Here is a 25,261-nt window from a genome sequence, read left to right on the forward strand (position 1 = left end):
GATGAGTAACGGCATGTCTGATAAGGCCAGTTGCTCAGAATTCAATGTCTTCAGCCACAAGCAGGCAGTCACCAAAACATCCGCGACGGTCAAACTCCTGATACCCCAGGTACGTCATAAACCCGGCGCTGAACTCCGTGCCTGTGCTGCTCCCGTAAGCCGGTAATGCCGCAAGCGACAGCGCCAGCAGGGTTTCATTCCAGTAGGGCTGACTTCTTCCGTGTTTGTGAAGATGAGACACTGAACGAACCCGTGAGAAACGCGCCGGTCTTATGATGCACGAGGCATAGGCCTCCGGGCTGTCCGCATCATCCAGCAGCACGATCCTGTACAGCTGGGCCTGCGACAGGCGTTTTACCGTTTCAGCGGCAAAATCGCTGTAGCCAATAATCATGTACGTGTCATCCCTTGCCGTTCTTGCAGGAATATTTCTGATTACGGTTACGTCAGACAGCAACGGGAAATGCTCCAGCAAACGGTTTGCATAGGCATTGTCCTGCAGAACTGCATAAACTTTCCCTTCTTTACCGTCCCTCAGGCAGTTCGCCACACTGTACTCAATCAGCTCTGCGTTATTTTTCTGATACCTGAACGGCCTGAAGCTCTCCCCGGTGTTCAGCTCACAGGCGGTTGAAGCCGGGAGCATGAGCGGGATGCCATGCTCTCTGTAAACCGGTAATGCTGCCAGCGCAGCAAGGCTCGAGAAATGTCCGACGACAACCTCTGCGCCCCATTCAGCGAGTTCTGTGGCTGCCCTGACGCCTCCTTCTGGTGATTTTTCATCGTTCACGATTTTCAGGTGGTGTTTCCTGAACTCCGGGAAATGCCTGAGGCTGTAGTTAACAGCCTCAGTGAACGTTCGCGTATGGCTGTTGGCATCTTTCCCTAATGCGATGGCCAGTCCGATTCTCTTCATCGGGTTATAACGGTGATCCGCTGTGAATAATTCATGGCCTTGCTTTCGGTTTCAGCGAGGCTGCGGCCCGTTACGCCCAGGAAGCCGACGATATCATTGCCAGAAGGAGGGCGCTTTATCACATCGCCCACACTGGCGGTCAATTTCAGCATGAACGTTGAAGGATCGGCTGTCACATCTGCCGGTACCGTGATGCTTTCGATCACACCTGCTGACGAGATGAGGCAAAGGGCGAACGTGTGTCGTCCGGAAGGCCGGTAATCCGGGTAAGCCGGTTTTGAGCCTGAAGCCACGTCTATCAACGCTTTTATCGGACAGTAGTCAGACGAAATCCGCGCCATGAAGTCCAGCCCCCCGCCCCCCGGGCGTGCCGCAATTTCCACGATATACGGCTTTCCGTCGTGAAAACGGATTTCAGCATGCATGACACTGCGATCGAGGCCCTGGGATACCGCACCTGAGTGAACGGCCCTGTGCACCAGCTGCAGCTCGTCATCAGTCAGACTCGTAGGGGCATGATGCACGTCATCATCGAAAGTGTTGCCCTCCAGCGTGACGCGATCCACGACCGAACCGAGAACGGTCACGCCATCCCAGGTGAAAGCCTCAATGAGAAATTCTTTGCCGTTGAGATAGGATTCGACAAGCAGGCTGTTTGGCCCAAGAACATCCGTGATGCCTTCATTTCTGAACTGACTCATTTCGGCGATGCCGGTCAGCGCTTTTGGAAAAGCTTCTTTCAGATCCTGCGCGGTGTTGATTTTATAAACAAACTGACTGGCCGAGCCCAGCGTGGGTTTAAGGATGACTGGGTATCCGAGCTCGTCACCGGCCTTAAGCGCATGGTCCAGCGTCGGGGTCATACGGAAGTCAGGATGGGGGGCACCGGCTTCGCGATGTGCTTCCCGCATGAATATCTTGTTGCGGCTTTTCACTGCCGCATCCACAGAAATCGCCGGCAGATCCAGCGCATTGGCTATCATGGCCGTCGCAATGACGCTGTTTTCTGCGAAGGTGAAAACGCCGTCAAATTTGAAGTCCTGGTGAAGCAGTTTTGCATGCCTGACCAGGTCATCAATATCCATGCTGTGGGAAATAAAGAAGCGACCCGCTTTCCAGTGATCGCTTTCAGCCACGCCGGACAGCACAAACAGTTCGGCACCGTACGCTTCCACCTGCTCATACCGGGAATTGTAATAGCTGCCAAACTGACCCACTTCAATTGCAAGTAATTTCATTTTCCTTTCCCTCTGAAAACCAGTGAAGAAGCAAGCACGGATAACGTGACGACGGCGCCAGCCAGCGCAACATAGCCGAGCAGCACATTGTGGCCGTCGACCAGCCCCCCGATGACGTAAGTCAGTACTACAGCCGACGTGAGGCCGACCGCATTACTGAAGCCAAAAAAACGGCCGGTATATTCTGACGGAATGGTATGGAACATCAGTGTCCGGCATGAAATACGCGCCAGCCCGAAACACACGGCACCCAGCGGAAAGAAAACCATCAGCCAGGTAATGCTGAACTGGGGCTGCAGGGCGATGAAGCAGGCATTAGCCAGGTACCCGAAAGCAACAATCTTCAGCAGAGAAACGCGCTTCTGAAGGAAAGGCGTTACGGCGGCCGCGACAGCCACGCCCACACCTGCCAGCGCATCTACGATGCCCAGGACGCCAGCCCCGGCGGCAAAGTGTTTAGTGACGAGCAAAACCAGAAGCATATTGCTGACCGTGACGATGACGTTGCCCGTGCCGTAAAGCAACATCAGCCAGGGTTTTCTGACGCCGCTGTCATCGTGACTCGCCTGCTGTGCGGCGGTGCTGACGGATTTGCCCGCCTCAGCAGCCAGCTGATAGGGCTGCAGCAGGAAAAACAGCACTGCGCTGAGAATGAACGTCATCGCATTGAGGACGTAAACAAAATCAACGCCGATGAGCTGTATCAGGAATCCCCCGACAGCAACGGAAACGAGCGCGCCAATCTGCACGGCCATTTCCAGCCTGGCGTTGAATGCCGCCATGCGGCCCGGCTCAACGGAATCCTTGATGATGGCGTTATTCGCCGGAAAGAACATGGCCATGGTCATCGAAAGCATGAAGCTGCAGATGAAAATGGTCATGGCCGGATCGGTGAAGTAACGGATGCCTGACAGCACGCCCAGCACGATCACGGCGTTAATCAGGTTGGTGATGATGCAGATTTTTTTTCTGTCAAAAACGTCCGAGAACTTTCCGAACAGCACAGAGAAAAATGCCTGCGGCAGCGCAATAAGAATAAACAGCGTGCCGACGGCCTTTGCCGTTCCCATGCTCTGTGAAATGATCAGGGCGTTGGCGATGGTGAGGATGCCACTGCCCAGTGTGGACACCAGCGAAGCCGACAGGATAAGCGCTTCGTTTTTTCTTCCGCGCCTGAGCGCGACCGCTGAAACCGGAAGAATACTTTCATTACTCATAAGGTCACTCCATTGATAACGTGCTGACTGATTTGGTCTGACAGGGCCGGGGCAATTTTGAAAATTGAGGCATCGCAGGAATCCACGGTGACCACGCCTGTCTGAGGATCGGTGTACCAGTAAGGCGAAAACGGGCGCTTCTCTGACGGGATTTCATGGTAGGCAGAGACATGCGACTCAACGCGGGTGTAGCGGATGTTCAGCTTCTGTAACAGATACGTGCGGCAGGCTTCGACCACATCTGCCCGGGGGGCATCAGGAAAGGAAAACGCACTGGCGCTCAGTTTCAGGACGCTTCTGTCGGGAGACGGTACACACCATGTTCGTCTGTCATCACCGAAGTGCAGAACGGGCTTCAACAGGCCTCTTCTGCTGTCATTAACGTGAACATCAAAGTGCACCTGATAGCGAATCTGGGCACGTTCACGCGCTGCTGGCTGCCGTTCATGCAGGGGCTGACTCGTTGTGGAGACAATGGTCGCGTACGTTCTGCTGTCACTGCCGCTCAGGCACAGAACCCCGTTTCCGCTGGCATCCATATCTGCCGGCGTCAGAGGGTGTAATGTCACGTTCCGGCACTCTGCCAGCTCATCGAGCAGCAGAAGACAAATCTTCCGTGCATCCAGAAGAACAGCGTCATGGCCGGTGAACAGCTGCTTCCCTGCGGCAAAGCGGAACACACTGGATTGTTCACACGACTGCGGCGTCTGAATATGGCATCCGGTGCCAAGGGCGTGGTAGTGGCGCTCAAGCTGCAGGCAGTCCTCCCGGGGCAGCAGTCTCAGCGATTCTGTCCGGCAGCCCAGCTCCCCGCGACTGTGCAAAATAAGCGCTTCCCAGTAGACCAGTGAAGCCCCTGCAAGCGGCTCCAGGCAGCTGTTATGTTCGTGAATGTGTTTCCACAGGCGGCCGGGAGCCCAGGAAAGATTTTCTCTGTTAGGGATGTGTTCAGCCTCATACAGATCTACCCCTGCGCCCTTACGGGCGCAGGCGAGAGCCGTCATGATGCCGGTAATCCCCGCACCCACGACGGCGATATCACGACGCATAAGACTGACTGCATGCATCAGAACCGATGAGAGACAGTTCCGGAAGAGTTAACACCGAACAGGCATCAAGCGTTCCGGCAGGCGCGACGCTTTTACTGAGATCGATCATCACCAGCCCCATCCCGTCCAGCAGCACAGATAACTGACGGTTAACGGCCCAGAGGCTGAGGCCGTTATTTTCGGCAATCAGTTCCTGCAGGCGGGTGATGTGGTTCAGTATCCAGTCTGCGAGCCGGCTCTGGCTGAAGGTTTCGATACGGCAGCACTGATGAAGACGTGAGGACATTGTTTCGACGATCACATCAACATTCTCAGCGTTGTCATCAATCCGCGCGTTCCAGTCTTGTGCTTTATACGCGCTCACGAGCAGATTCCATGAGGTGATGAGTCGTTCATTAAGGATCTGCTTGAGCGCCGCCCGGCTGAAATTATTCCGGTTATGCTCAGGGCTCGTAAGGCAGAGATAAAAACGGGCATAATCCCGCGGGAGTTCACTGACCAGATCGCGAGCCCAGATCAGGTGGCCCCGGCTGGTCGAGAATTTTGAATTTTCCAGCTCGTAAAACTCGTTGGGCACGATGGTGTGCGGAAGGATGTATTTTCCTTCGTGCGCCATGAGAAGGGCCAGGTGGGTGACACCCCAGAAATAGGAGTTGTCAAATCCCAGAAAATACATCAGCGCATTGCCCGTTTCAGAACGCCAGGTTGCATCCGCGTCCGCAGTGGCTTCGCCGCAGGCGTTGCAGTACATCGATGCAGGCATTCCTTCGATCCAGGCGTTGAGTACCTGCCCTTCTGTGCCGGGAAAGTGTGAGGGCAGCCCCCAGCTGACAGGATAGGTGACAGGGAAATCGATGAGCTCCCTGCTGAAGAGCTCATCCATCAGCTGCAGGATATGCGGGCGCCACTGGCCTTTTCTGGCGGCATAATAGGCTTCCAGTTCGCTTCTGTATTCTTCTACCGGAAAAACCAGAATTTCGGCCTCCCGGTATTCAAGCGGCTCATAAGGCGGCAGAGTTGACGTGGGCCTTACCAGCATGTCGAAGTTGTTGGGGTGGCCACAGCCTTCACACAGGCCGCCCCGAGAGTGTGCCAGGCAGACCGGACACTCACCTGCCACAAACGACTCCACCATGTATTCACCGCGGTGAGCGGAATAAGGAAGTCTGACCGTTTTCTTTAGCAGTTTACCGTTCTCAAATAACGGATTCAGAAATTCATAGACGCTTTTTTTGTAGCCATCGTCAAAAGGGGCATACCCGTCAAGGTCAACACCCCATAATTTAAGGCTGCTGTGGATATCCTCTGATGACTGACGGCAGAGTTCTTCGGGTGTGGTGCCCAGTTTTAAGGCGCTGGTCACCACATACGTTTGGCTGTCATCCGTACCGGTGGCGTAATTAACCGCTTTTCCGTTAAGGCGAAGGTATCGGGCATAAATGTCTCCCGCCAGATAAGGTCCCGCCATATGGCCCACATGAAGATCACCATTTGGCGTCGGAGGAGGAGCAATAATCAGTGTTTTAGCCATTTTGAGCCGCCTTATTATCAGTACTGTGTTGCTGAAGAAATTGTTCTGACATATGGGTGTCCCACCAGATGCTGTACATTTCAAAATCTTCCTGACTTTCATTCACAACACAGTGTTGCGTGAAGGGCTTAAAATGAACGGTGTCGCCCTGTCTGAATTCTGTTTTTTTACCTTCACAAATTATAAAAGCCTCGCCTTTTACAGCGACGAATATTTCATATTCATGATGATGATGCGGTGTGGAACTTTGTCCCGGAGAAATAACGCACCAGGAACTTTCAAACGGAGCATTGAAATTTTCCCACGGGAGCGTTCTCTGGGCATGCAGATTATTCTCGAAGCGCAGGTTATTGCGGTCGAGTTCTTTAAAAGCGTGCATAATTTTTTCCGTTATTCAGGCGGTGATGTCATCCAGGATTTCTTTGGAGCGGAAAGCCAGAACGCTCAGTAAAGAATCGGCTATTCCGTGCGTTTCTTCATTTGTTCCCTGAAGATGAAGAGAGACGCCCTCGGCACAGGGGATTTGTGCGCGATATTTGCGGCTGACGTGCAGTTTCTGAATATCAAACTGCCGGGAAATATTCTTAAATAATTCCGGCGTTTTATTTTTAAAACCGGTTCCCAGAAATACCAGGTCAAAATGTTCAGAGTGCGTCTGGCCGGTTTTATTGTCTTTCCAGGTAATCAGCACGCCGTTATTGTCATCAACGGCATGTAAAATATCGCACTGCGTCAGTATTGTGGCACGTTTTTCAGTCTGCATTTCCTGCAGGTAATGAAACCGGTATAAGCCTGACAGCGTCGCGGGAGCAACCCCTGAGTAGTTCGTGGTATGCATAGCCGCCAGCGTCTTTTCACGCACTGAGGGATCACAGTTGAAGTAGGTATTGATAAATTCGTTCTGATACAGCGTGTTGGTGAACTGACTTCCCTCATAGTTAACGAGCCCGATAGAGCGCATCATCATGGTTACCCGGGCGTGCGGGAAAACGTCAATACAGGACTGATAAACTTCAACGCTGCTCTGAGCCCCGCCCACCACACAGATGTTTCTGATGTCGGTTTTGTTCAGGCTGTCCAGAGAGGTAAGATAGTGAGAACTGTGGATCACTTTTCCTTTTTCAATGTCTGCAAAAACGGCGGGAATATTCAGATCCCTTCCCGCACCAAAAATAAGGCGTTTTGCAAGATACTGCTGGCCGTTTTCTGTCTGCACCTGCCAGGCGCGGACTTTCCCCTCTTCTGAAATTTCGGGGCTCACGGACACGACTTTGCTGTTATAAATGACCTCTGTTTTACTCAACTGATTCGCAACCCACTGCAAATAATTTGATATTTCTTTTCGGTAAGGGTTAAACGTCTGGAGATTGATAAAACTTTCCAGGCGGTTAGTTTTATGCAGGAAGTTCAGAAAGCTGAATTTACTGGTGGGATTACGCTGAGTAACCAGGTCTTTTAAAAAAGAAACCTGCGACTGGGCTTCGGGGAAAAGCATTCCGCGATGCCAGCATACCGATGAGTCTTTTTCCAGTATCACAGAGGAATGTATATTGTGATGAGTTTCGTTTTCTTCCAGAGCCACGCCAACTGCAAGATTGGACGGACCTGAACCTATCATTAGCAGGTCAACATTTTGCATAAACACTTCCTGATTCAAATTAATGAATAGCAATGCCAACAAACTCAATTGTTGACATATACTGCCGGTATCCTTTGGCACATATTTAGCAAACTAACTATTTTACTTTTATTTAAATTTTATAACGTGAGGCAACGAGAAAGTAGCATTACATTAACTTACAAACAAGGTGAATTAATTAACCCCTGTTAATATGGTAGAATATATCACTGGATATGTTTCTTGCAGAGTTTAAAATATGGGCAAGTGTGGTCAGAGAGGATTTTATCTCTTTTGTAAATCCGGAGAGGTAAGTGGCTTATGGCAAAATATTAAGAAAAATGTCACAGTAATGAAGTGAAACGTTAAACTGCAGAGCTAAAAACATGCAGTCAGAGAACTCAGCACGCCATAACAGAGTAGACCATATTTCAAGAAGGAAGGTCTTTTATGCCAGTCGTTTGTGAAATTCTTCAGTACACCCTGAAGAAAGGAACGGGTCAGCAGTTCCATTTTGTTATGCAGAATGAAAGCATCCCGCTTCATGAAGAATGTGGGCTGACGGTGCTGGCATACGGAAACTCACTCGACAACCCGGATAAGTATTACCTGATAAGAAGATTTCCTGACACCCGCGCAATGGATGAGACACTTGAGGCATTTTACGCAGACGGACGCTGGCGTGACGGTCCCAGAGAGGCCATTGTCAGTATGATTGAACAGAGTCATCGCGTGGTGCTCAGTGAATCTGATTTACCGTTTAACTTCTGAAAACCAGCCTTTAAACACGATGAACAATGCTTTTTTTGTCTGGCGCACTAATACCTGAGCGGAAACATGTTTGCCCTTATGAACACAATAAATGTATAGGGCAAAGTAGTCAGTGCGCTTCCTTGGATCACCAGTGCGAAGTGAGTTTTAAGGCATCCCTGATCTCTCTGATTTCATTATCATAACACCCGGTTTCTTCGATCTTTTTAAGCCGGGTTTTAATATTTTCTTCATCAAGAAATACGTTGCTGACTGCAGATAAATCAAGCTTGAGAAAATTTCCTCTGTCACTGCTTGTGACGGCAATGCGCAGTTTAAGCAGAAGCTGCAGAAACTGAGCATCAGTGCTGCTGACTTCATGGGTCCAGCGGCGGACTGTCTCTTCGCCCTCGATTTCCCGCCAGGCATTCAGGTAGCCCAAAAGCCGTGAGTGGCAGAATAGTGATGCCCTGAAAGCGTCGCTGTTAAGGCGCTGGACAAACCCGTCACGCAGATCTTCCAGCTCCGGTTTGTTCAGAAACCGCTCATTTTCGTTAACTGTACGTGTGCCAGCAAGCCCGTGCAGACAGAGCAGATCCCGCATAAATCCTGCTGCCCATAAGACGGCCCTGCCACCCCCAAACAGATGTTTCATATCGCTGAGGCTGCGACTGCGGTCATTCTCCAGTGCCTGAGTCATGAGCTGTCTCACCAGATTATCCGCGCCGGAATCATACATGATGAAGAATGAATGACGCTCCATGAACATCTCTTTAAGGCGATCACTGTTGTTGAAAAAGAAGCTAATCAGTCCCATTTGCTGCTCATAGCTGGCGGCACCGGTTATACGAGGCGTCAGACGGGTGATAATATGCTCAAACCACGTGCGGGAAGAAATCCCGTTACTGCTGACATTATCAATAAGAAACTTCTCGAGTGCCTCCACGTCTGTACCGGCCATATGAAGGATGCCCTGAATTTTTTCCTCCGGCAATACGTTCTGGGGAGCAGAAAAGGAAAAGTAGTACCTCCAGTAAATGAGACTACCGAGGCGACGGTGCGAGCTGAGAAGCTCAGAATTCTGTATCTGCTGGAAAATATGATATTCACCATTGCTGTATCCGCTTATACCGGGGAGCCAGCGGCCCAGATTCCAGCCATAGCGTGCCCGGCTATCCGGAAAACGGCTCATATGCATTTTTAGCTGATCGCTCATGACTTTCTTCTGACCATCGCTGATGCTGGCGTCATTCGTTTCAATCACCGCGCGCTCGGTCAGATAGTGTTCAGCCCACCCATACAGGCCGGGATTTACGACACGTAATAGCTGGAGAAAACACAGATCAGGAAAGTAAACGTAATCCTTAAGACCCGGATAAATAAAACGAAGGGCATTCAGCGTCTGGTTCACTTCCCGTGGTGTCGACAGCATTTCTCCGTAAGCGTCAACTGCATCAGCTAGCTCCGATCCAGCATCGGCGTTCAGGTCATATCCGTTTATCTCTTCGTACAGTTCTGCAGCACGCGTTCTGAACTCCCGTCGAAGATCGAAAGTTTCCGGACGGGGCAGGCAGAAAGGCAACTGAATTATTTTCTGCAGATAAAATGCGCCGTCGCTGACATGCAAATGTTGCTCAACTGCCTGCGCCAGGACGTTACGGTCATAGCAGATGACATAGCGGAAACGGGAAAAGTCGGCCACTGAACGTATAAGTCGCAAGACCTCAACGGCCTGTGCCGGTTCAAGCCGGTCAAGATCATCAACGACGACTATGAAATTCAGGTCAAGCCGTCTGATTTCTTCATCAAGACTTGCATGCAGAGCAGCCGCAGTCTGCCTTCGTCCGGAAAGATCGAGTCTGGCCAGCGTTTCCATCCCCTTTGCGGCCACATCCATGCCCTTGACAAAGTTGCCAGCAAAATCAGCCAGTGGCGCAAGCCTGCCTGAGGTCTGCTGAAGAAAGTTCAACATATCGAGGGCTGCACCCGTATTGCGTTTGCTCTGGATGAACCTTGACAGTCGCTGCCAGACCCCTCGCGGCGCAGGTCTGCGGCTGTCTTGTACTTCGCGTAGAATTGCAGCAACAGGCAACAGCAGTGAGTCAGCCGGACTGGTCCCCTGCGCGGTCATCCAGGGCGCAATATGCAGAATGTGGGTATCAGCTTCTTTCTGCTTGTCCAGACTCTTCAGTAGCAGGCGAAGCAGGCTGGTTTTGCCAGCTCCCCACTTTCCCTCAATCCCTATAACAGTACTGACATCGTTGTCGAGCGTGAGAATACTGCTCGCAAGAGCAGCCGCCACGTTAACAAAACCGTATCGGTCTTCTTCAGGGAGGCTGATGGGGGACTCCCTCCCGGCACTGTTTCTGCTTCTTTCCTTTTGCATGTCAGTAATCTCCGTAAAGCGCACGCAGTTCGGTCAGCACCGGCATCGTCTCAGCATTCGCTACTGCTTCAATGAGCGCTGACTCAAGCTGAAGGTATTCCTGCGTCGTCATGGCGATGTGGGTGCCGTCCAGTCCGAGAATCGCCCTGCCTCCCTCCGCGCGCGGGAGGTACAGGGACACCAGGCTGTCGCGCGCGCTCCACGCGTCCGTGCTCCCCTGCCAGGCGCGGGCCTGCATATAGCGTACCAGCGCGCTGAACACCTCCCAGCCGAGCGCCAGCGACACCCGCCCGGCCGTCACGAACAGGCTGAACTGGGGAGCCTGCCAGGCCTGGCCGGGCAGCTGCGGCTGCCGGTTTCCGCGAATTTCGGCGCGCAGCATGACGTCGGCCACCTCCGCCTTCAGGATGAGGTCGTCCGTGACCAGCCCGGTGGCCGCGGCCCAGGCCTTCAGGTTTTCCCCGTCAGGCCGCTGCGCCCTGACGACCAGCGGGAAAACGGCCTTCAGGCGCGCCGGCGTGCAGATGCGGGCGATCGCTTCATCCGGAAAGGCATTCAGGTTCAGGGCGCCGGAGGAGAGCGGACGCAGCAGGAACTCCGCCCAGGTGGCGTCCACGGCGTGCGGCATGGCCGCCATGAACGCGTCCGTTTCGGCCCGGTAGTCCTTGCCGGCAAGGTCAAAGGCCCGGTTGATGTAGTAAGTATCGACAGGTATACCGTTTTCTGTGGCATAAATCAGGGCGTCAAAGGTAATGCCCATCAGGCTCTCCATCGCGGACCAGCTCATGAACGCGCTACCGGTCTGGCAGGCCGCGTGCGCCTGCACAAACAGCCAGCGCAGCTCGGCCGGTTTCAGGGACTGCCGGCCGAAGGTCTCCCCGCGGACCACCTTCCGGTAGAGCGTTTCCCGCGTGCCGCCCGGATCGGCCTGCAGGGCAAAAAAGGCGTCGTCCGGCGGGGCGGACTTCAGCGCGCCGTCGAGCAGGCGTTCGGTCAGGGCGTTGACCGAGGTGTCTTCGGCGGACGCGCGGGACTTGAGCCCCTCAATGAGTTTTTTCGGAAACCGTAATGTCAGCTGGCTGAGCATGATGCTTTTTTTCCGTGTGTAGGTGGATTATAAAAAGAATGCATCAGTGCAAAGGAAAAAGCACGCATTTAATTAAAGTGACATCATGTCATAAATCCGCGTTCACAGTTTCCTCTTTTTCTTTTTTGTGCCCGAGATCCGAAAAAAGACAGAACCGGATCTTCACCTCTCCGGTGGCGGTTTTCTGCGCAGCACCCCACATGTTGTGGCTCATTCAGCTGCACAAGACACAACATAGGGGATGCGTCAGGCGAAAGGCTCCCTGAAAACCCCGCTTCCGCCCGCCCCGCCGCCGTGCTACCCTTCCGGTTACTGCCCGATAGGGAAAAAGTCGGATCCGGCAACTGCAGGCTTCCGGCAATTGCAGTGCGGGAATATGACCAGACTTTTAATAACATAGATTAAAGTTCCGTAAGTTAAAGATTAGCGAGTGATGATATCTGGCATGTTAAGTAACATTCATTATCAGTAGCGCCCATATAATCCTCTGGAGAACTGTCATGTTTGAATCAATGCTGGACCGCAACTATTTCAGTTACGCGTTTGAAAAAATCCGCAACGCCATTTCGTCACCCGGTGAAAACAACCTTTATGCCGCCACCCGGCTCGGGCTTGACGTTCTCAGCCAAAAATATAACCAGTTCCGCCAGGAGCTGCGCGACGCCGGCGTGTCGGGCGATCATGAATATGATCTGGACACCCTGGAGCACGCCATCGGGGTGTTGCTGCGCTGGTTTGAGGGCAACCCTGACAACCTGACGGAGCGGGATGCGCGTATTTACAGCCGTTACCTCGAAACAGAGCACCAGGGATTTGTGGCGCTGGCTGATGAAATTAAGGCTAATCGATAATGAAAAAGGAATCTGTGTCGGAGCTGTTTGCCGGAGATGACGACTGGCACAATAACGCGTGTCTGAATGAGTGGTCTCGCGACCACGGTGCAACTTATGCGGCCGGATATCGGCGTGCTGCTGAACTGCTTATAGAGCATATAGATACCAAAGGACGGGATCAGGATGTGCTTGTCTACCCTGTAGTTTTCCTTTACCGGCATCATGTCGAACTGGCCCTCAAGCGAATTATCACGCTTTGCCTGCTGCAGATAGATGACCCGGATGTTAAAGGGCCAAAGGCCGTTCACGATCTTAACGTTCTGTGGGACCACGCCAGAAAACTGGTCAGAAAGGTTGATCCTTCTTTCCCGCGCGCCAACCACAGTAATACGGACGCCGTCATCAAGGAACTGATTGCCATTGATTCTGGTTCAACGGCGTTCCGGTATGACCGGACCAGGGAAGGAGAGCCAAGTCTGACCGGCATTTCCCTCATTAATACACGGCTGTTTGGCGAGAAGATGAAAGCGGCCTGTTACGAACTTGACTGCATGGATTCTTATGTCGCTGAAACATACAGCTCGTTTTTAGACGTAATGAGCGACTTACGCTACGAGCCTTAGTGCCGCGCTTATGAAAATTCTCATTAATGCTTACCGGAGACAGCTGTGAATTTGCCAGTATCCTATATTCCTCATCAAGACACAGCCCACCTCCCGGTTGCCATTGATTATCCGGCTGCGCTGGCGCTGCGACAGATGGCGGCGCTGATTGACGACTTACCCAAATATCTGCTGGCGCCGGAGGTCAGCGCCCTGCTGCACTATGTGCCGGACCTGCACCGAAAGATGCTGCTGACCACCATGTGGAACACCGGCGCGCGCATCAACGAGGCGCTGGCCCTGACACGGGCCGACTTCACCCTGACGCCGCCCCACCCGTTTGTGCAGCTGGCCACCCTGAAACAACGTGGTGAGAAGGCGGCCCGTGGCCCCGGTCGCGCGCCGTCCGGCGTGGTCCCTCACCGGCTGGTTCCGCTGTCCGATCCGCAGTACATCGCCCAGCTGGAGATGATGGTGGCCACGCTGCGGATCCCGGTTGAGCGGCGCAGTCCTGACACCGGCCGGACGGAAAAGGTGCGCCTGTGGACGGTTACCGACCGTACTGTGAGGACCTGGATCAACGAAGCCGTGGCGGCCGCTGCGGCCGACGGCGTTACCTTTTCGGTGCCGGTGACGCCGCACACTTTCCGGCACAGCTACGCGATGCACATGCTTTACGCGGGGATCCCGCTCAAGGCGCTGCAGAGCCTGATGGGCCACAAGAGCCTGAAGTCGACAGAGATCTATACGAAAGTATTTGCGCTGGACGTGGCGGCGCGTCACCGGGTGCAGTTTTCGATGCCGGGTAATGAAGCGGTGGCCATGCTCAAACAGAAATGATTTAAAAGGGTTTAAGTCAGGGGAAACTATATCTTATGGATGAGTTCAGGACATCCAGACAAAAGTCCGCTGGCGTGAATTCTGATTCGGGGAAACCCGCCCTAACCGGAGTTTTACCGAATTGCGCAGCGGGAAAACCGGCGCGTTCTGCCTTGGTGTTGGCTTGCCGGTTCCCCCGCACCCGCTATATGTAGTATCGGCAGCAGCTGAGAAAACCACAATATGTAGTTATCAGCGCCGCAGCGGGGCGATTCGGTAATATGGGCGTTTTACCGAACGGCCGTCCCAGCTGGCACTGAAATTAAATTTGGCATCCCCTGCTCAGCAGCTACCTAAGGCGCAAAACTACCGCAAAGGCGCTGCGTCAGAGAAAGTTTTTTATAAAACTACGGTTTTGATGGTTTCTCAGTTACAAAGAAATAGACTTTTCCACTTTGTAAGACCATCGCAGGCATTCCCGCGCGTTCGTGCGGTGAAATATAAAAAATTACCCACGAGGGAAGATGCTGACTGACCTTTTGTAAGAAATCATAAGCCATTCGTGTTCTGTCATCATCAGAGAGAGTGGACGGTTTGTCGAAGGCGTCGGCCACGAAACTCGAGTTCAGGCCGTCAGGACGGATAAGGTAGCTTTTACCCGTGGCGTTTGGAGTAATGAATGCCGGCGTACTGACAATTTTTTCCGGATCATGGAATTCGGCGAAGAAAGCGCAGCTGGGAAGTTTTATCCGTTCGATAAAAGGCACATTTTTATCCAAGAATTCACAACCCGCTGCTGAATCAGCAAAGTGAACTACGACAAAGCGCGGAGCAGTTATCTGCAGGGCATATTTGTCTAGCCAGCCATTGTCCCCTGCTTCGTTTTTTATCTCTCCAATGGGGCGTTTTGTTTCCTTCAACGTGGTCAGTACGGCTTCCTGAATCGTATTTGCCAGAACCGTAGATGCCTGTTGTGGGGTCTTGGCCAGTTCTGTGGGGATCCATGCCAGTATGCGGTTAAACCACCAGTCTTCCGGAGACATTCCCGTAGGCGTAAAACGTAACAGCGGAGCCAGTGAAAGGGTTGACTCATTTAACGTCTGAGCCGATTTTACTGGATAAGACAGATCGTAATCTTTGCGGCTGTATAGCGTGCTGAGCGGTGGAGTTAACTTTGCATCCTCGAATGACGTCATGCCTGCAGCGGTGCTGATATTCCACGCCAGGCTGTGTGCATTTTCATATTCATAATGCCGGTCTGAAACATCACGTACACCTGAGCATGCCGATAAAAGGAGCATCATCATTGAAGCAAGCGTACCTGGCAGATAATTGCGCATTCAAACTCCAGTTATTGCAGTGAGGTTATGTGAATATCGGCAATATTTTTAGAAGCTTAAGAACTGCCTTAATCCTCTCTTTGCACCGGTCCAGAATCACCACGTTGATTTCAGTGAGCTAAAACATGGAAAACCAGTCCTTCTGCATGGCTATGAGTAAATGATATTATGAGTATTTACTCATAATTATATCTTTTTTACACTCCGATTTTCGAGTTAATAAACTCATGATATGTAATACTCATGTGAGTAAATGTTCATGTGAGTAAGTACTTATATGAGTATTTATTGCACATGCCCTCATCGAATTTTCAATAAGTTATAGATGAGTAAATACTCATATGTGTTTTAGAGTATTTGTGTTAAACCACTTTCTAAGTTCATTTTATGGGTATATACTCATTTACTCATAATTGCATTTGAGTTTATACACAGGGTGTTCAACATGAAGGTAATTTCTTTTTTGAATCCTAAAGGTGGGTCTGGTAAGACGACAGCTGTTATAAACGTGAGTACGGCGATGGCAAGAAGTGGCTACAACATTGCTGTCGTAGACACAGACCCTCAGATGAGCCTGACAAACTGGAGTAAATCTGACAAAGCATCATTCGATGTATTCACTGCTGCATCTGAAAAAGATGTCTACGGCATTCGGAAAGATCTTTCTGAATATGATTACGTCATAGTCGATGGGGCCGGTTCGTTGTCCGTAATCACTTCTGCTGCAGTGATGGTGAGCGACCTTGTCATTATCCCTGTTACTCCAAGCCCTTTAGATTTCTCAGCTGCCGGTAGTGTTGTAACGGTTCTTGAAGCGCAGGCGTACAGTCGCAAAGTAGAAGCTCGTTTTCTCATCACGCGGAAGATTGAGCAGGCAACCATGCTGAATGTGCTTAAAGAAAGTATTAAGGACACCGGGGTTAAGTGTTTTCGCACTGCAATCACCCAGCGTCAGGTGTATGTAAAATCCATTCTGGATGGAGACAGTGTTTTTGAATCCAATGATGGCGCAGCGAAAGGTGAAGTGGAAATCCTTACTAAAGAGATAGTTAGTTCTATTGAGTAAATGAGTAAGTGAGTAAATACACAATGAAGTAAGTTGTAGTATAATGCTCATAAGTACTCAAGTACTCAGGTACTCAGGTACTCAGGTTTAACTTAACACATACCGTGGAGAGTCAAATGGCACTTGAAAAGGCTCATAGCAGTAATAAAAAAATGACGTTCGGTGAGAACAGGGATCTCAAGCAGATAGTTGCACAACCTGTTGTGTCTGGAAAAGTCAAACGTGTGAACGTCAACTTCGATGAAGAAAAACACCTGAGGTTCAAAGCTGCTTGTGCAAGAAAAGGAACTTCACTAACTGATGTTATTAATCATTTGGTAGATGATTGGCTTGAAAAAAACGAATGATAATCGTCTCTCTTTAAATCAAATGATTGCCCATACATCAGCCGTAATGGGTTAGCTAAGATTCTTAAATCTGTGAGGCCATGGTGAAAAGATTATTTTTTTTGATTGTGGGATTTATTGGGTTCAGAAAGCTAACCGGCAATGACAGAAAAAGTGCAGGGGAATGGGGTTTCCTTGTCAGTATGCTGTTTATCGTTCCGCTGCTGTTATGGGAACATCCCGGCGTCATCGTTTCTGTGGTTCTGCAGTTGCTGTGGGCGGTCGTCGGGACACGCTCTGCTTTTCTGGCCAGCGAAACGTGGAAGAAAAACAGGCAGAAACCCTGAATTCCATCTTTCCCACTGGCGACAGGATTGTGTTTATTGATGAGTTATATTGAAATACGGGTCCCGCCGGTACACTCCGAATGACAGTTCGCACTGACAACCGCTCAGGGCGCTGGTTCAGGATGGCATAATGATATGACTGTGAAATCGGTAATAGAACTAATCGCTGAATTACCGTTACCTTCATTTCTGACGATGATGAATGCCTTTCCTATAATCCTGACCATTGCGGTTGCAGGCGCGCTGACCTATTTATCGCTTTCCCCCGAGCGAAGAAAACTGCGGTTTATTTTCCTGATGCTGGCAATAGTGGGAGGAGTATTGTCTGTGCTGAACCCGGTGATTCTGATTCCTGTAGCTGCAGTATTCATCAGATGACTTTAGCGATCGGTATATCGCTCCAGCGCGTGGTCCACGCCGGTGACAGCATGTCCCGCTTCATCTTCCACTCCGTATCAATTCCCTGACCCGCAAACCATACCCGTCCCAGGCCTGACTGGTTAATACCGTCCAGCACCTGCATCAGCTGCGCGCTGTTCGCCCGCGGCCGGTTGTCGTCAAACAGGTTCAGCTGGCTGACGCCGTGAGGCGTGAAGTCATCGAGCATGACGCCTGCCTTCATGTACCGGTGGCCGTCTATCCATATGCGGTCCAGCGCGCGCATGGCAACGCCGATGATGTCCCGCGTGTCCTGGGTGGGCAGGGTGAGTTTTTCCCCGGCCGTATTGCCGTAAAACGTCTCGCCTACAGCATGCGGTGAGGTACGGACAAACACGCTGATGTGCCTGCAGTACTGGCGTTCGCCCCGGAGCTTCTCGGCGGCTCGCGTTGCGTACTGGCAGAGTGCCTGCTGCATGGCCACTTTGGTGGTAATGCGTGAACCGAAACTGCGGCTGCAGACAATCTGCTGCTTTGCCGGCGGCATCTCTTCCAGGGGAATGCACGCCTCGCCGTTCAGCTCCCGCACCGTCCTTTCCAGCACCACCGAAAAGTTCTTCCGGATGAAGGCGGGGTGCGTGCGCGCCAGCTCCAGCGCGTTGGTGATGCCGAGCAGGTTCAGCTTTTTACCTATACGGCGCCCGACGCCCCAGATTTCCTCGACCGGCTGGCGCATCAGCAGAGCCTCGGTCCGCTTCGGGTTTCCGGGCGTCAGAGCCAGCACGCCCTTAAACTGTGGCCACTCTTTGGAGGCCCACTGTGCTGATTTGGCCAGCGTTTTGGTCGGGCCGATGCCGGCGCCAATCGTCAGTCCGGTTCTGGCCAGAACATGGGCTCGCAGCCGGTGCCCGAAGTGCTCAAAGTCTTCACAGCCATCGATGCTGGTCAGATCGAGGAACATTTCATCGATGGAGTACTGCTCGACTTTGGGCGTCATATCCTCCAGAGCAGACATCACACGCTGGCTAAGACTATGATATAGCGCATAATTTGAGCTGAAGACATGCACTTTTTCCGGGAAATCCAGCGTCTTTATCTGGAACCACGGCGCCCCCATTTTTATGCCCAGGGCTTTGGCTCCTTTGTTTCTTGCTATGACGCAGCCATCGTTGTTCGAAAGGACGACGACAGGTTTTCCCCGCAAATCTGGCCGGAAAAGGGCCTCACAGGACGCATAGAAGCTGTTGACATCAGCCAGACCAAACATCGGCATGGTTACCTCCGGCGCGCCTCGGTATTGTGGAAAAACCAGGTAACCACGCCCAGCAGGTGCAGCTCCTCGGGGTATATCACCGGATAGGCCGGGTTCATCGGGCGCAGCGCAATCTGTGGCTGCAGCTGCAGGCGCTTGACGGTGAACTCCCCGCCAATCTCTGCGATGACGATGTCACCGTGCGTGGCTTCCTTCGCGCGATCGACGACCATCACGTCCCCGTCATACAGGCCCAGGTCTTCCATGCTGCTGCCGCTGGCGCGCACGAAAAACGTGGCGGCCCGGTGGGTGATGCAGAGCTCGTTCAGATCCAGTTCGGACTCGACATAATCGGTGGCAGGGGAGGGGAAGCCAGCGGCACAGCGCTCCACAAACAGCGGGATGCGCATGACGGGGCGGATATCGGCAGGCCTGAATATCGTCAGGCCGCCGTGAGAGGATGTCGCTTTCATGGTGCCGCTCTCCGGACTGAATGGCCTGAGGCCGGGGCGGTTTTGAGTGAGTCTGACATGGTAAATTTCCTCCATAAATAATACTGTATATAAAAACAGTATTATTGAACCAGAGACGCATGGCAAGAGGAACGAAATGGTACTCTGCCAAAGGGATGCCTATGTTACTGAGCAGGCTAATTATTTTTTGTCGGGCAGTTTCAGTCAGGGGAGCGCGTAAGCAGTCGTTGCTGACATAAGTGAAATTACGCTTCCTCAACACGGCTGTTCGTTCCTCGCTGCGCTGCGGTACGCCTCAGCCGTGTTCTGCGGCGAGCGTTGCCGGCTCACGTTTTAAGGGCAGAATTATCGGGCTGTCTGAGCCTTGAACAGGACGGCCGGGTGTTTTATCTTCCGGGAAAGCCACAGACGGAGGAGGGTTTTATGGATGAGAATGAATCAGTTGGCCGTTTACTGGCGTCCCTGCTGGCCGAATACGACATGAGCGTGGACAAATTCTGCCGGCGTTCCAGGCTGCAGGAGCATGAGGTCAGGCTTATTCTGCGGGACGTGCTGACTGTCACTCCTGCCGTGGCAGAAAAGCTGGGGCGTGTGTTTTACTCGCCCGGCTTCTGGATGGTCCGTCAGGCGATGTCGGAACTCAGGAAACTCAGTCAGGGTCATTAAAAAAGCCCGGGTAACCGGGCAAGAAGGACAAGTGACTACTCTTATGAGGCTTCTGGAAACTCACAGCACACTCATGATAAACAACGTACCGTGCAGTGGTACTCAAAAAATTTGTCAGTCTGTAAGAGGGCGTTACCGGCTTCACCTGCCCCCCCCCCTCTCCTGAGAGGACCGGGGTAAGACACCGGTCCTGAATGTCATCTGGCACAGATACACTGTGCAGGTTTTTTAGCTGAGACATTCCATCTCATTTTAAAGTCTGCCGGTAATCAGAAAAAAATCACTGACGAAAAGCGCACGGCAAATATTGCGCTCAGGATGAAGTGCGCCAGAAAAATGGCAAAAGCGATGCCGCCGAGTAAGGCACCCAGGAAGGAGTGCTTCTCCTTAAGGATGAACGTCAGGCCGGACAGCACCGCCAGGGAAAGCAGGGCCTGCAAAACATGACTCACCGGGATCACCCAGTAATGCCCTGCATATGCACCTGCCTTGCTGATGGCCACAATCAGCGCGGTTCCGCCGAATCCCCATCCCCAGAATGTTTTTGCCAGACTTAATTTTCCTGTCACAAGCGCCTTTAACATCGTCAGTTCCCTGTCTTAATCCGGTTAGATTCGGGAAATTTAACATTCAACGACAGGCTCAACCAGAAACTTTGTGTGTTTCTGGAGCGCTGATATGGATGAAAATCACAGATAAAGACGGGCCTTACGGACGGGTATGTACCCACGCCAGATGAACCGGTGGATATCTTTTAACCGGGGTAAAAAAAGGGGGGCTGTGCGGAAAAAAAACCGGCCCTGTTGCGATTTTCAGGGGGCTGATGAGCAGTTTACTGGCTACTCATCCCGGACACGGGCAGTATTCTGGCAAAAAAAGCCCGTCAGCACAAAGGCGACGGGCCTGCCCGGAGGCGAGGACATCTTTCTGACAACGAACACATCACAGCGACACACAGTAAACCCGCGCTTTGTGACATGCAATTGTCAGGTGAGGTCAGACTTTATCGTGGTTTAAGGCTTCTCTCTGTGGTCTGATGCTCCAGGCACCGCATAAAGTTCTCAATGATGCCTACGGCATGCGTCATGGCCAGCAGCTCTGCCGCAGCCATCACGTCCGTACGCAGCAGCGCCTCCATGACGCCGGGCTCACTGAGTACCGGCGTCATTTTTTTGACCCGGTCTATCAGATGCGCCCAGTTGTTGACGAAAGTATCCGGGTCAGCATAGGTTCCGTCCCTCAGCTGTGTGTAAATCGCGTCCAGATCCGCTTTCATCGACCTGACGGCCTTCATCAGTTTCTCATCAGGATGTGGCTGGTCATCATCAGACACGGAATGCCTCCACCATACCTCTCAGCGCGTGCGCCTGCTCAGACAGTGACTGCGAAGCCGAGGATGACTCCTCGACCAGCGCCGCGTTGTTCTGCGTCACGCCGTCCATCTGACTCACGGCCACGCTCACCTGCGAAATCCCCTGCATCTGCTCCGACGAGGCCAGGGCAATCGTGTCCATGGAGTCGGCCAGTTCGCCGACCATGCCGACAATCTTCAGGATGCTCTGTCCGGTCCCCGACGCGACCTCCACGCCGCTTTCTACCTGAGCGACGGCCTGTTCAATCAGCGCCTTGATGTCCTTCGCGGCGGCGTCGCTGCGCTGCGCCAGCGAGCGGACCTCGCCGGCCACCACGGCAAAGCCGCGGCCCTCTTCACCGGCACGTGCTGCCTCTACCGCGGCGTTGAGCGCCAGGATGTTGGTCTGGAATGCGATGCCTTCAATCACCGACGTGATGTCCCGGACCTTCAGGGCACTTTCCTGGATGCTGTGCATGGTCTCGGTCATGTGGTGCACCTTTTCCTTGTCGCCATCCACCGTCCGCGCGGTCTCGCGGGCGGACTCTGCGGTCTGCTGTGCACCGGCGGTGTTGCTTTTCACCGTGGCGGTGAGCTGCTCCATGCTGGCGGCCGTTTCCTGCAGCGCGGCGGCCTGCTCTTCGGTCCGGGAGGACAGCTCGGTGTTGCCCTGCGCAATTTCGTCGGCGGCCAGCGCGACCGAGGCGGCGGTCTCTTTAATCTGCGTCACCAGGCCGCGCAGGCTGGCCTGCATGGTACCGAGGGAGGCAAGCAGGCTGGTTGTGTCGTTTTTGCGGAGCGTGACCGGCGTGGTCAGGTCACCGGCTGCGATGGTGGCGGCCAGCGCCTGTGCCTGTGCGGGTTCGCCGCCCAGCTGGCGCATCAGTATCCGGATGACCACAAAGCAGGCTCCCGCCGCCACAAGGACGGAGGCGCCCGTCAGTAGCATCAGGATGAACGAGGCGCGCGCGGTTGCGGTGCTGTTCTGCTCCACTGCGGCCTCGCTGTTGTACTTCTGTACCTCGGTCATATCTTTCAGGGCTGCGAGGAGCTTACCCTGAACCGGGCGTACCTCTTTAACAAGATAATCCGTTGCCTGCTGGTCAAGGTTGGCCAGTCCGAGCTGGAGGGATTTATCCAGGACTGCAAAGGTCGGGCCCTCCGCGTCGGTGATGTGTCTGAAGACTTCACGTCCGGCCGGGGTTGAGTCGGTCTTCATGATGTCGGCCAGGGCCTGGCGGTTGGCAATAAACAGGGCCCTCTGTTTGCTGATGCGCTCAACTTCAGGCTTCATCAGCGCCGGGTCACTGAACAGGGTAACGTTCCTGACCGCAATCCCGATATCTCTGATCTGCCCGAACATCTCCTGAGCGAGCTGGTATTTCTTCATTTTAATGTTAACGGTGTCGTCCATGCCCTCACGGGCATGATGAAGCGCCCGCAGTGCCGTGCCGGTACACAGCGTGAGCAGGATAATGAGCAGGCCAAAACCTGCGACAAGGCGTGTGGAAATTTTCATAAACGTTCTCTTTTTTAAGTTTTCTGCTGTGTTTTTGTTTGTTAACCAAAGGTTACTATCGGCACGCGGTATCACTTGTTCTACGTCTTTATTGGCAAATGTTTCTTATCAGTTCAGTTAACGGCCGTTAATCACCGTTTTTTGCGGACGTCGCTGCGCTCCGCTTCTGACCGGCGTGGCGGCTTCGCCTGACGCCGGATCTGTTCCCTCCCTCTGACGCCTTTTCCCCTCATTTTTCAGGAATGCACCGTGCCTTCACGTTAGCCGGGCCGCGTCGCCGTCAAGGGCGTCGTGCTCAACCGTTCCCCGCCGTGTGCGGGACATTCAGTCCGCTCCGGCGGCGCATGCGTCTTGCGCGTCCTCCCGTGACTGCTCCGCTTTTCGCCCGGCTGTTGTGGCGGCACGGCGCAGGTGAGGCCGTGCAACCACTGACTGAGGAGCAAATCATGCCGGACTGGATTATCAACAACGCCGGGCACTTCGGCGGCTGACAGGAGGCGGCGGGGGAAGCCCCGCCGGATAACAACATGAGAGAAATGACGGTACGTGAATTTAAGGCGCGCCTCGATGCCATCGGGGATGACGAGTTGTGCTGCGGCACTTTCTGGCTGGCAGATGACTTCCTCAGCATTGACCCGGCGCTGACACGAGAGGAAATCGCGTCGGCAATGGAGACTGCCGAAGACAACCATGACGCCGGCGAGGGGTTCAACCGGGGGCATCTGGAATGGGCCATCAGCGAAATGAAACAGGGCGGTGACGTATGAATACCTGGCTTGTCAGCTGGCAGGAAGAGGTGGGCAGCACCTCGCACGAGTACCACATGCTGCTCAGGGGAAGCAACTTCCGGCTGGCGGAGGCAGCGTGCGAGCGGATGGGTGAAAACTGGTGGCCACCGGAGCGGCCCGTCTGCTCGCAGGGCTGCTACTGGCAGTTTGATCGGGGCAGCGTCTGGCTCAAAAGCATCGTCCTGCTTGATGAACGGGAGGCCGACACCCTGACCGGCCTGCGGTTCCTCGATGAGTGGGGCGTAAGCGGGACGCCGGATGCGCCCGTCATCTGTGACCGTAGCGACTGCCGGTGGGAAGATTACCGGCCCTGACCTTTCCCCCCGATGCCGCCCGACCGGCGGCATCTCCTTCAGAAAACCCTGAGTAAGTCGCTCCGCTCTGCTTTATTGCCGGTTCCCGTCCGCTGGCCGGAAACCGGCGACGGCAACGTGCCGTGCCCTCACGGTAGCCGGGCTGCTGTTCAGACAAGGGAAGCTGACGCCGGTCTGCTCGCCCGTTCCCCGCCGTGCGCGGCACATTCAGTCCGCTCCGGCGGCGCGTGCGGCCTGCGCGCCCGCCCCTGTCTGCTCAGCCCGTCGCCCGGCTGGGTGATGGTCACGGCACCACAGGGGTGCCCTCTGACAGTGAGGAGCAAAGTTATGTCCCGATTCATGCGTGGCGACAGCGTACAGATCATGTGTAAGCGTCACATCCACACCGTCTTCCATTTCTGCCCGTGTTTCCTACCATGGACACTTTCACGAACATGGACACTACCGTGGACAGAAACACGCCTTACATCAGCAGACCCTGGATCACTACAGCACTCAGCCTGCGGTTTAACGACGCCCTGACCTACCGTGAAATCGCTGAGCAACTGAACATCAGCACTTCCGCTACGCATAAAATGTTCAAGCGTTTTCGCCGTACGGGTATTAACTGGCCGCTGCCCGAAGACTACACGCCGGAACGGCTTGATGAGGAGCTTTACGCTTTCAATCTGGAAACGAATCTGCCCGTAAAAAAGCGGCGCCCGGACTGGCCGCTGGAGTTCAAAATCCGCATGGCGGAGCTGAGCCTGCAGCCGGACGCCTGTGTGGCACAGCTGGCCCGGGAGCACGGGGTCAACGATAACCTGGTGTTTAACTGGCGCAACCTGCACCGTCAGGGCCTGCTGGACCCCGCCACGCGCGCCGGGATGATACCCGTCATGGTTGAGCCTTTTCCCGTTCCGGTCAGGCAGAGCAGTGGGGTTCCGGATTCGCCCCCCGTTATCAGCTGTAAGCTGACGCTGCCCGGCGGCACCCTGAGCCTGACCGGCCCCGTGACACCGGAGTTGCTGCGGGCGCTGGTCAGTGAGCTCCGTGAGAGTGAGGTATGATTAGCTTTCCGTCAGGCGCGCGCATCTGGCTGGTTGCCGGCGTGACAGACATGCGCTGCAGCTTCAACGGGCTGGCGGCGAAGGTGCAGAACACGCTGCGGGCAGACCCGTTTGGCGGCCATCTGTTTATCTTCAGGGGCAGGCGCGGCGATATGGTGAAAATCCTCTGGGCCGATGCGGACGGCCTGTGCCTGTTCACCAAGCGCCTGGAGCGGGGGCGCTTTGTCTGGCCGGTGAACCGGGACGGCAGGGTGCACCTCACGCAGGCCCAGCTGGCGATGCTGCTGGAAGGTATCAACTGGAAGCATCCGCAGCGGATAAATCCTCCTGGCCTGCGCATCTGAAC

At 53.6% G+C, this 25,261-nt stretch carries 29 protein-coding genes; 14 read left to right on the forward strand and 15 right to left on the reverse strand.

Annotation, left to right across the window (positions count from 1 at the left end):
* Nucleotides 1-34: 34 nt before the first annotated feature.
* Genes DFO57_RS21120 through DFO57_RS21150 form a run of 7 tightly spaced genes read right to left on the reverse strand, consistent with a single transcriptional unit; the run spans nt 35 to nt 7,590 of the window.
* Nucleotides 35-916, reverse strand: coding sequence for an ABC transporter substrate-binding protein (locus DFO57_RS21120; protein WP_110015694.1), 882 nt, complete (start codon nt 914-916; stop codon nt 35-37).
* Nucleotides 913-2,154 carry an ATP-grasp domain-containing protein gene (locus tag DFO57_RS21125; RefSeq protein ID WP_110015695.1) on the reverse strand — a complete coding sequence of 414 codons (1,242 nt, stop codon included), beginning with the start codon at nt 2,152-2,154 and terminating at the stop codon, nt 913-915. The genes DFO57_RS21120 and DFO57_RS21125 overlap by 4 nt, the downstream gene beginning before the upstream one ends.
* Nucleotides 2,151-3,371, reverse strand: a complete 1,221-nt coding sequence (locus DFO57_RS21130; RefSeq protein WP_110015696.1) for an MFS transporter — start codon at nt 3,369-3,371, stop codon at nt 2,151-2,153. Before DFO57_RS21130 ends, DFO57_RS21125 begins: the two co-directional genes overlap by 4 nt.
* Nucleotides 3,368-4,420 (reverse strand): FAD-dependent oxidoreductase, encoded by a 1,053-nt coding sequence (locus DFO57_RS21135; RefSeq protein WP_158279700.1) that lies wholly within the window; start codon nt 4,418-4,420, stop codon nt 3,368-3,370. The genes DFO57_RS21130 and DFO57_RS21135 overlap by 4 nt, the downstream gene beginning before the upstream one ends.
* Nucleotides 4,410-5,951, reverse strand: coding sequence for a class I tRNA ligase family protein (locus DFO57_RS21140; protein WP_110015698.1), 1,542 nt, complete (start codon nt 5,949-5,951; stop codon nt 4,410-4,412). The genes DFO57_RS21135 and DFO57_RS21140 overlap by 11 nt, the downstream gene beginning before the upstream one ends.
* A complete protein-coding gene (locus DFO57_RS21145) occupies nt 5,944-6,330 on the reverse strand; it encodes a cupin domain-containing protein (RefSeq protein WP_110015699.1) in 387 nt (128 codons plus the stop codon). The genes DFO57_RS21140 and DFO57_RS21145 overlap by 8 nt, the downstream gene beginning before the upstream one ends.
* Nucleotides 6,331-6,345: 15 nt before the next feature.
* Nucleotides 6,346-7,590, reverse strand: a complete 1,245-nt coding sequence (locus DFO57_RS21150; protein WP_110015700.1) for a SidA/IucD/PvdA family monooxygenase — start codon at nt 7,588-7,590, stop codon at nt 6,346-6,348.
* Nucleotides 7,591-8,019: 429 nt separating this feature from the next.
* Between DFO57_RS21150 and DFO57_RS21155 the strand changes: the two genes are divergently transcribed.
* Nucleotides 8,020-8,340: an NIPSNAP family protein gene (locus DFO57_RS21155; RefSeq protein WP_110015701.1), complete on the forward strand. Its 321-nt coding sequence runs from the start codon at nt 8,020-8,022 to the stop codon at nt 8,338-8,340.
* Between the two features lie 127 nt (nt 8,341-8,467).
* Here DFO57_RS21155 and DFO57_RS21160 read toward each other — a convergent pair whose 3' ends face one another.
* Both DFO57_RS21160 and DFO57_RS21165 read right to left on the reverse strand, forming a co-directional pair.
* Nucleotides 8,468-10,705, reverse strand: a complete 2,238-nt coding sequence (locus tag DFO57_RS21160; protein ID WP_110015702.1) for a P-loop NTPase fold protein — start codon at nt 10,703-10,705, stop codon at nt 8,468-8,470.
* 1 nt (nt 10,706) lies between these two features.
* Nucleotides 10,707-11,792 carry a hypothetical protein gene (locus DFO57_RS21165; protein ID WP_110015703.1) on the reverse strand — a complete coding sequence of 362 codons (1,086 nt, stop codon included), beginning with the start codon at nt 11,790-11,792 and terminating at the stop codon, nt 10,707-10,709.
* A 500-nt stretch (nt 11,793-12,292) separates the two neighbouring features.
* Between DFO57_RS21165 and DFO57_RS21170 the strand changes: the two genes are divergently transcribed.
* The 3 genes from DFO57_RS21170 to DFO57_RS21180 are packed head-to-tail and all read left to right on the forward strand — an operon-like array spanning nt 12,293 to nt 14,067.
* Complete coding sequence (locus DFO57_RS21170; protein WP_110015704.1) at nt 12,293-12,643, forward strand: hypothetical protein; 351 nt, start codon at nt 12,293-12,295, stop codon at nt 12,641-12,643.
* Nucleotides 12,643-13,248 carry a hypothetical protein gene (locus DFO57_RS21175; RefSeq protein ID WP_233255878.1) on the forward strand — a complete coding sequence of 202 codons (606 nt, stop codon included), beginning with the start codon at nt 12,643-12,645 and terminating at the stop codon, nt 13,246-13,248. Before DFO57_RS21170 ends, DFO57_RS21175 begins: the two co-directional genes overlap by 1 nt.
* A 45-nt stretch (nt 13,249-13,293) precedes the next feature.
* Nucleotides 13,294-14,067 (forward strand): site-specific integrase, encoded by a 774-nt coding sequence (locus tag DFO57_RS21180; RefSeq protein WP_233255879.1) that lies wholly within the window; start codon nt 13,294-13,296, stop codon nt 14,065-14,067.
* Nucleotides 14,068-14,453: 386 nt separating this feature from the next.
* Here DFO57_RS21180 and DFO57_RS21185 read toward each other — a convergent pair whose 3' ends face one another.
* On the reverse strand, nt 14,454-15,386 hold the full coding sequence (locus tag DFO57_RS21185) for a hypothetical protein (RefSeq protein WP_110015705.1): 933 nt from the start codon (nt 15,384-15,386) through the stop codon (nt 14,454-14,456).
* A 445-nt stretch (nt 15,387-15,831) separates the two neighbouring features.
* On the opposite strand from DFO57_RS21185, the gene DFO57_RS21190 reads away from it, so the two are divergent.
* From DFO57_RS21190 to DFO57_RS21205, 4 genes are all read left to right on the forward strand, one after another.
* Nucleotides 15,832-16,452 carry a ParA family protein gene (locus DFO57_RS21190; RefSeq protein ID WP_110015706.1) on the forward strand — a complete coding sequence of 207 codons (621 nt, stop codon included), beginning with the start codon at nt 15,832-15,834 and terminating at the stop codon, nt 16,450-16,452.
* Between the two features lie 116 nt (nt 16,453-16,568).
* Nucleotides 16,569-16,799 carry a plasmid partition protein ParG gene (locus tag DFO57_RS21195; protein ID WP_110015707.1) on the forward strand — a complete coding sequence of 77 codons (231 nt, stop codon included), beginning with the start codon at nt 16,569-16,571 and terminating at the stop codon, nt 16,797-16,799.
* An 80-nt stretch (nt 16,800-16,879) separates the two neighbouring features.
* Nucleotides 16,880-17,125, forward strand: coding sequence for a hypothetical protein (locus tag DFO57_RS21200; protein WP_217267974.1), 246 nt, complete (start codon nt 16,880-16,882; stop codon nt 17,123-17,125).
* 135 nt (nt 17,126-17,260) lie between these two features.
* Nucleotides 17,261-17,503 carry a hypothetical protein gene (locus DFO57_RS21205; RefSeq protein WP_110015708.1) on the forward strand — a complete coding sequence of 81 codons (243 nt, stop codon included), beginning with the start codon at nt 17,261-17,263 and terminating at the stop codon, nt 17,501-17,503.
* Here DFO57_RS21205 and umuC read toward each other — a convergent pair.
* Together umuC and umuD are read right to left on the reverse strand one after the other, a co-directional pair.
* Nucleotides 17,496-18,770 carry a translesion error-prone DNA polymerase V subunit UmuC gene (gene umuC, locus DFO57_RS21210; protein WP_110015900.1) on the reverse strand — a complete coding sequence of 425 codons (1,275 nt, stop codon included), beginning with the start codon at nt 18,768-18,770 and terminating at the stop codon, nt 17,496-17,498. The two genes, DFO57_RS21205 and umuC, sit on opposite strands and share 8 nt — an antisense overlap.
* A gap of 8 nt (nt 18,771-18,778) precedes the next feature.
* Nucleotides 18,779-19,228, reverse strand: a complete 450-nt coding sequence (gene umuD / locus DFO57_RS21215) for a translesion error-prone DNA polymerase V autoproteolytic subunit (RefSeq protein WP_110015709.1) — start codon at nt 19,226-19,228, stop codon at nt 18,779-18,781.
* Between the two features lie 423 nt (nt 19,229-19,651).
* On the opposite strand from umuD, the gene DFO57_RS21220 reads away from it, so the two are divergent.
* On the forward strand, nt 19,652-19,894 hold the full coding sequence (locus DFO57_RS21220; RefSeq protein ID WP_110015710.1) for an XRE family transcriptional regulator: 243 nt from the start codon (nt 19,652-19,654) through the stop codon (nt 19,892-19,894).
* A 269-nt stretch (nt 19,895-20,163) separates the two neighbouring features.
* On the opposite strand, the gene DFO57_RS21225 is transcribed toward DFO57_RS21220, so the two are convergent.
* The 3 genes from DFO57_RS21225 to DFO57_RS21235 form a co-directional block, all read right to left on the reverse strand.
* A complete protein-coding gene (locus DFO57_RS21225) occupies nt 20,164-20,478 on the reverse strand; it encodes a hypothetical protein (protein WP_019105465.1) in 315 nt (104 codons plus the stop codon).
* Nucleotides 20,479-20,897: 419 nt separating this feature from the next.
* Nucleotides 20,898-21,227, reverse strand: coding sequence for a hypothetical protein (locus tag DFO57_RS21230; RefSeq protein ID WP_110015711.1), 330 nt, complete (start codon nt 21,225-21,227; stop codon nt 20,898-20,900).
* Nucleotides 21,220-22,764 (reverse strand): methyl-accepting chemotaxis protein, encoded by a 1,545-nt coding sequence (locus DFO57_RS21235; RefSeq protein ID WP_110015712.1) that lies wholly within the window; start codon nt 22,762-22,764, stop codon nt 21,220-21,222. Before DFO57_RS21235 ends, DFO57_RS21230 begins: the two co-directional genes overlap by 8 nt.
* Nucleotides 22,765-23,108: 344 nt before the next feature.
* Here DFO57_RS21235 and DFO57_RS22785 point away from each other — a divergent pair, with 344 nt between their 5' ends.
* The 5 genes from DFO57_RS22785 to tnpB all read left to right on the forward strand — a co-directional run bounded on the left by DFO57_RS22785 (nt 23,109) and on the right by tnpB (nt 25,259).
* A complete protein-coding gene (locus DFO57_RS22785) occupies nt 23,109-23,255 on the forward strand; it encodes a hypothetical protein (RefSeq protein ID WP_199226582.1) in 147 nt (48 codons plus the stop codon).
* A gap of 36 nt (nt 23,256-23,291) precedes the next feature.
* The gene (locus tag DFO57_RS21245; RefSeq protein ID WP_233255880.1) at nt 23,292-23,531 is read left to right on the forward strand and encodes a hypothetical protein; all 240 of its coding nucleotides are present in this window, start codon (nt 23,292-23,294) and stop codon (nt 23,529-23,531) included.
* Nucleotides 23,528-23,866 (forward strand): hypothetical protein, encoded by a 339-nt coding sequence (locus DFO57_RS21250; protein ID WP_110015843.1) that lies wholly within the window; start codon nt 23,528-23,530, stop codon nt 23,864-23,866. The genes DFO57_RS21245 and DFO57_RS21250 overlap by 4 nt, the downstream gene beginning before the upstream one ends.
* A 416-nt stretch (nt 23,867-24,282) precedes the next feature.
* A complete protein-coding gene (gene tnpA, locus DFO57_RS21255) occupies nt 24,283-24,915 on the forward strand; it encodes an IS66-like element accessory protein TnpA (protein ID WP_110015845.1) in 633 nt (210 codons plus the stop codon).
* A complete protein-coding gene (gene tnpB / locus DFO57_RS21260; RefSeq protein WP_063881273.1) occupies nt 24,912-25,259 on the forward strand; it encodes an IS66 family insertion sequence element accessory protein TnpB in 348 nt (115 codons plus the stop codon). Before tnpA ends, tnpB begins: the two co-directional genes overlap by 4 nt.
* Nucleotides 25,260-25,261 lie beyond the last annotated feature (2 nt).

This window comes from Pantoea sp. AG702 (assembly GCF_003182295.1).
Lineage (GTDB): Bacteria > Pseudomonadota > Gammaproteobacteria > Enterobacterales > Enterobacteriaceae > Pantoea > Pantoea ananatis.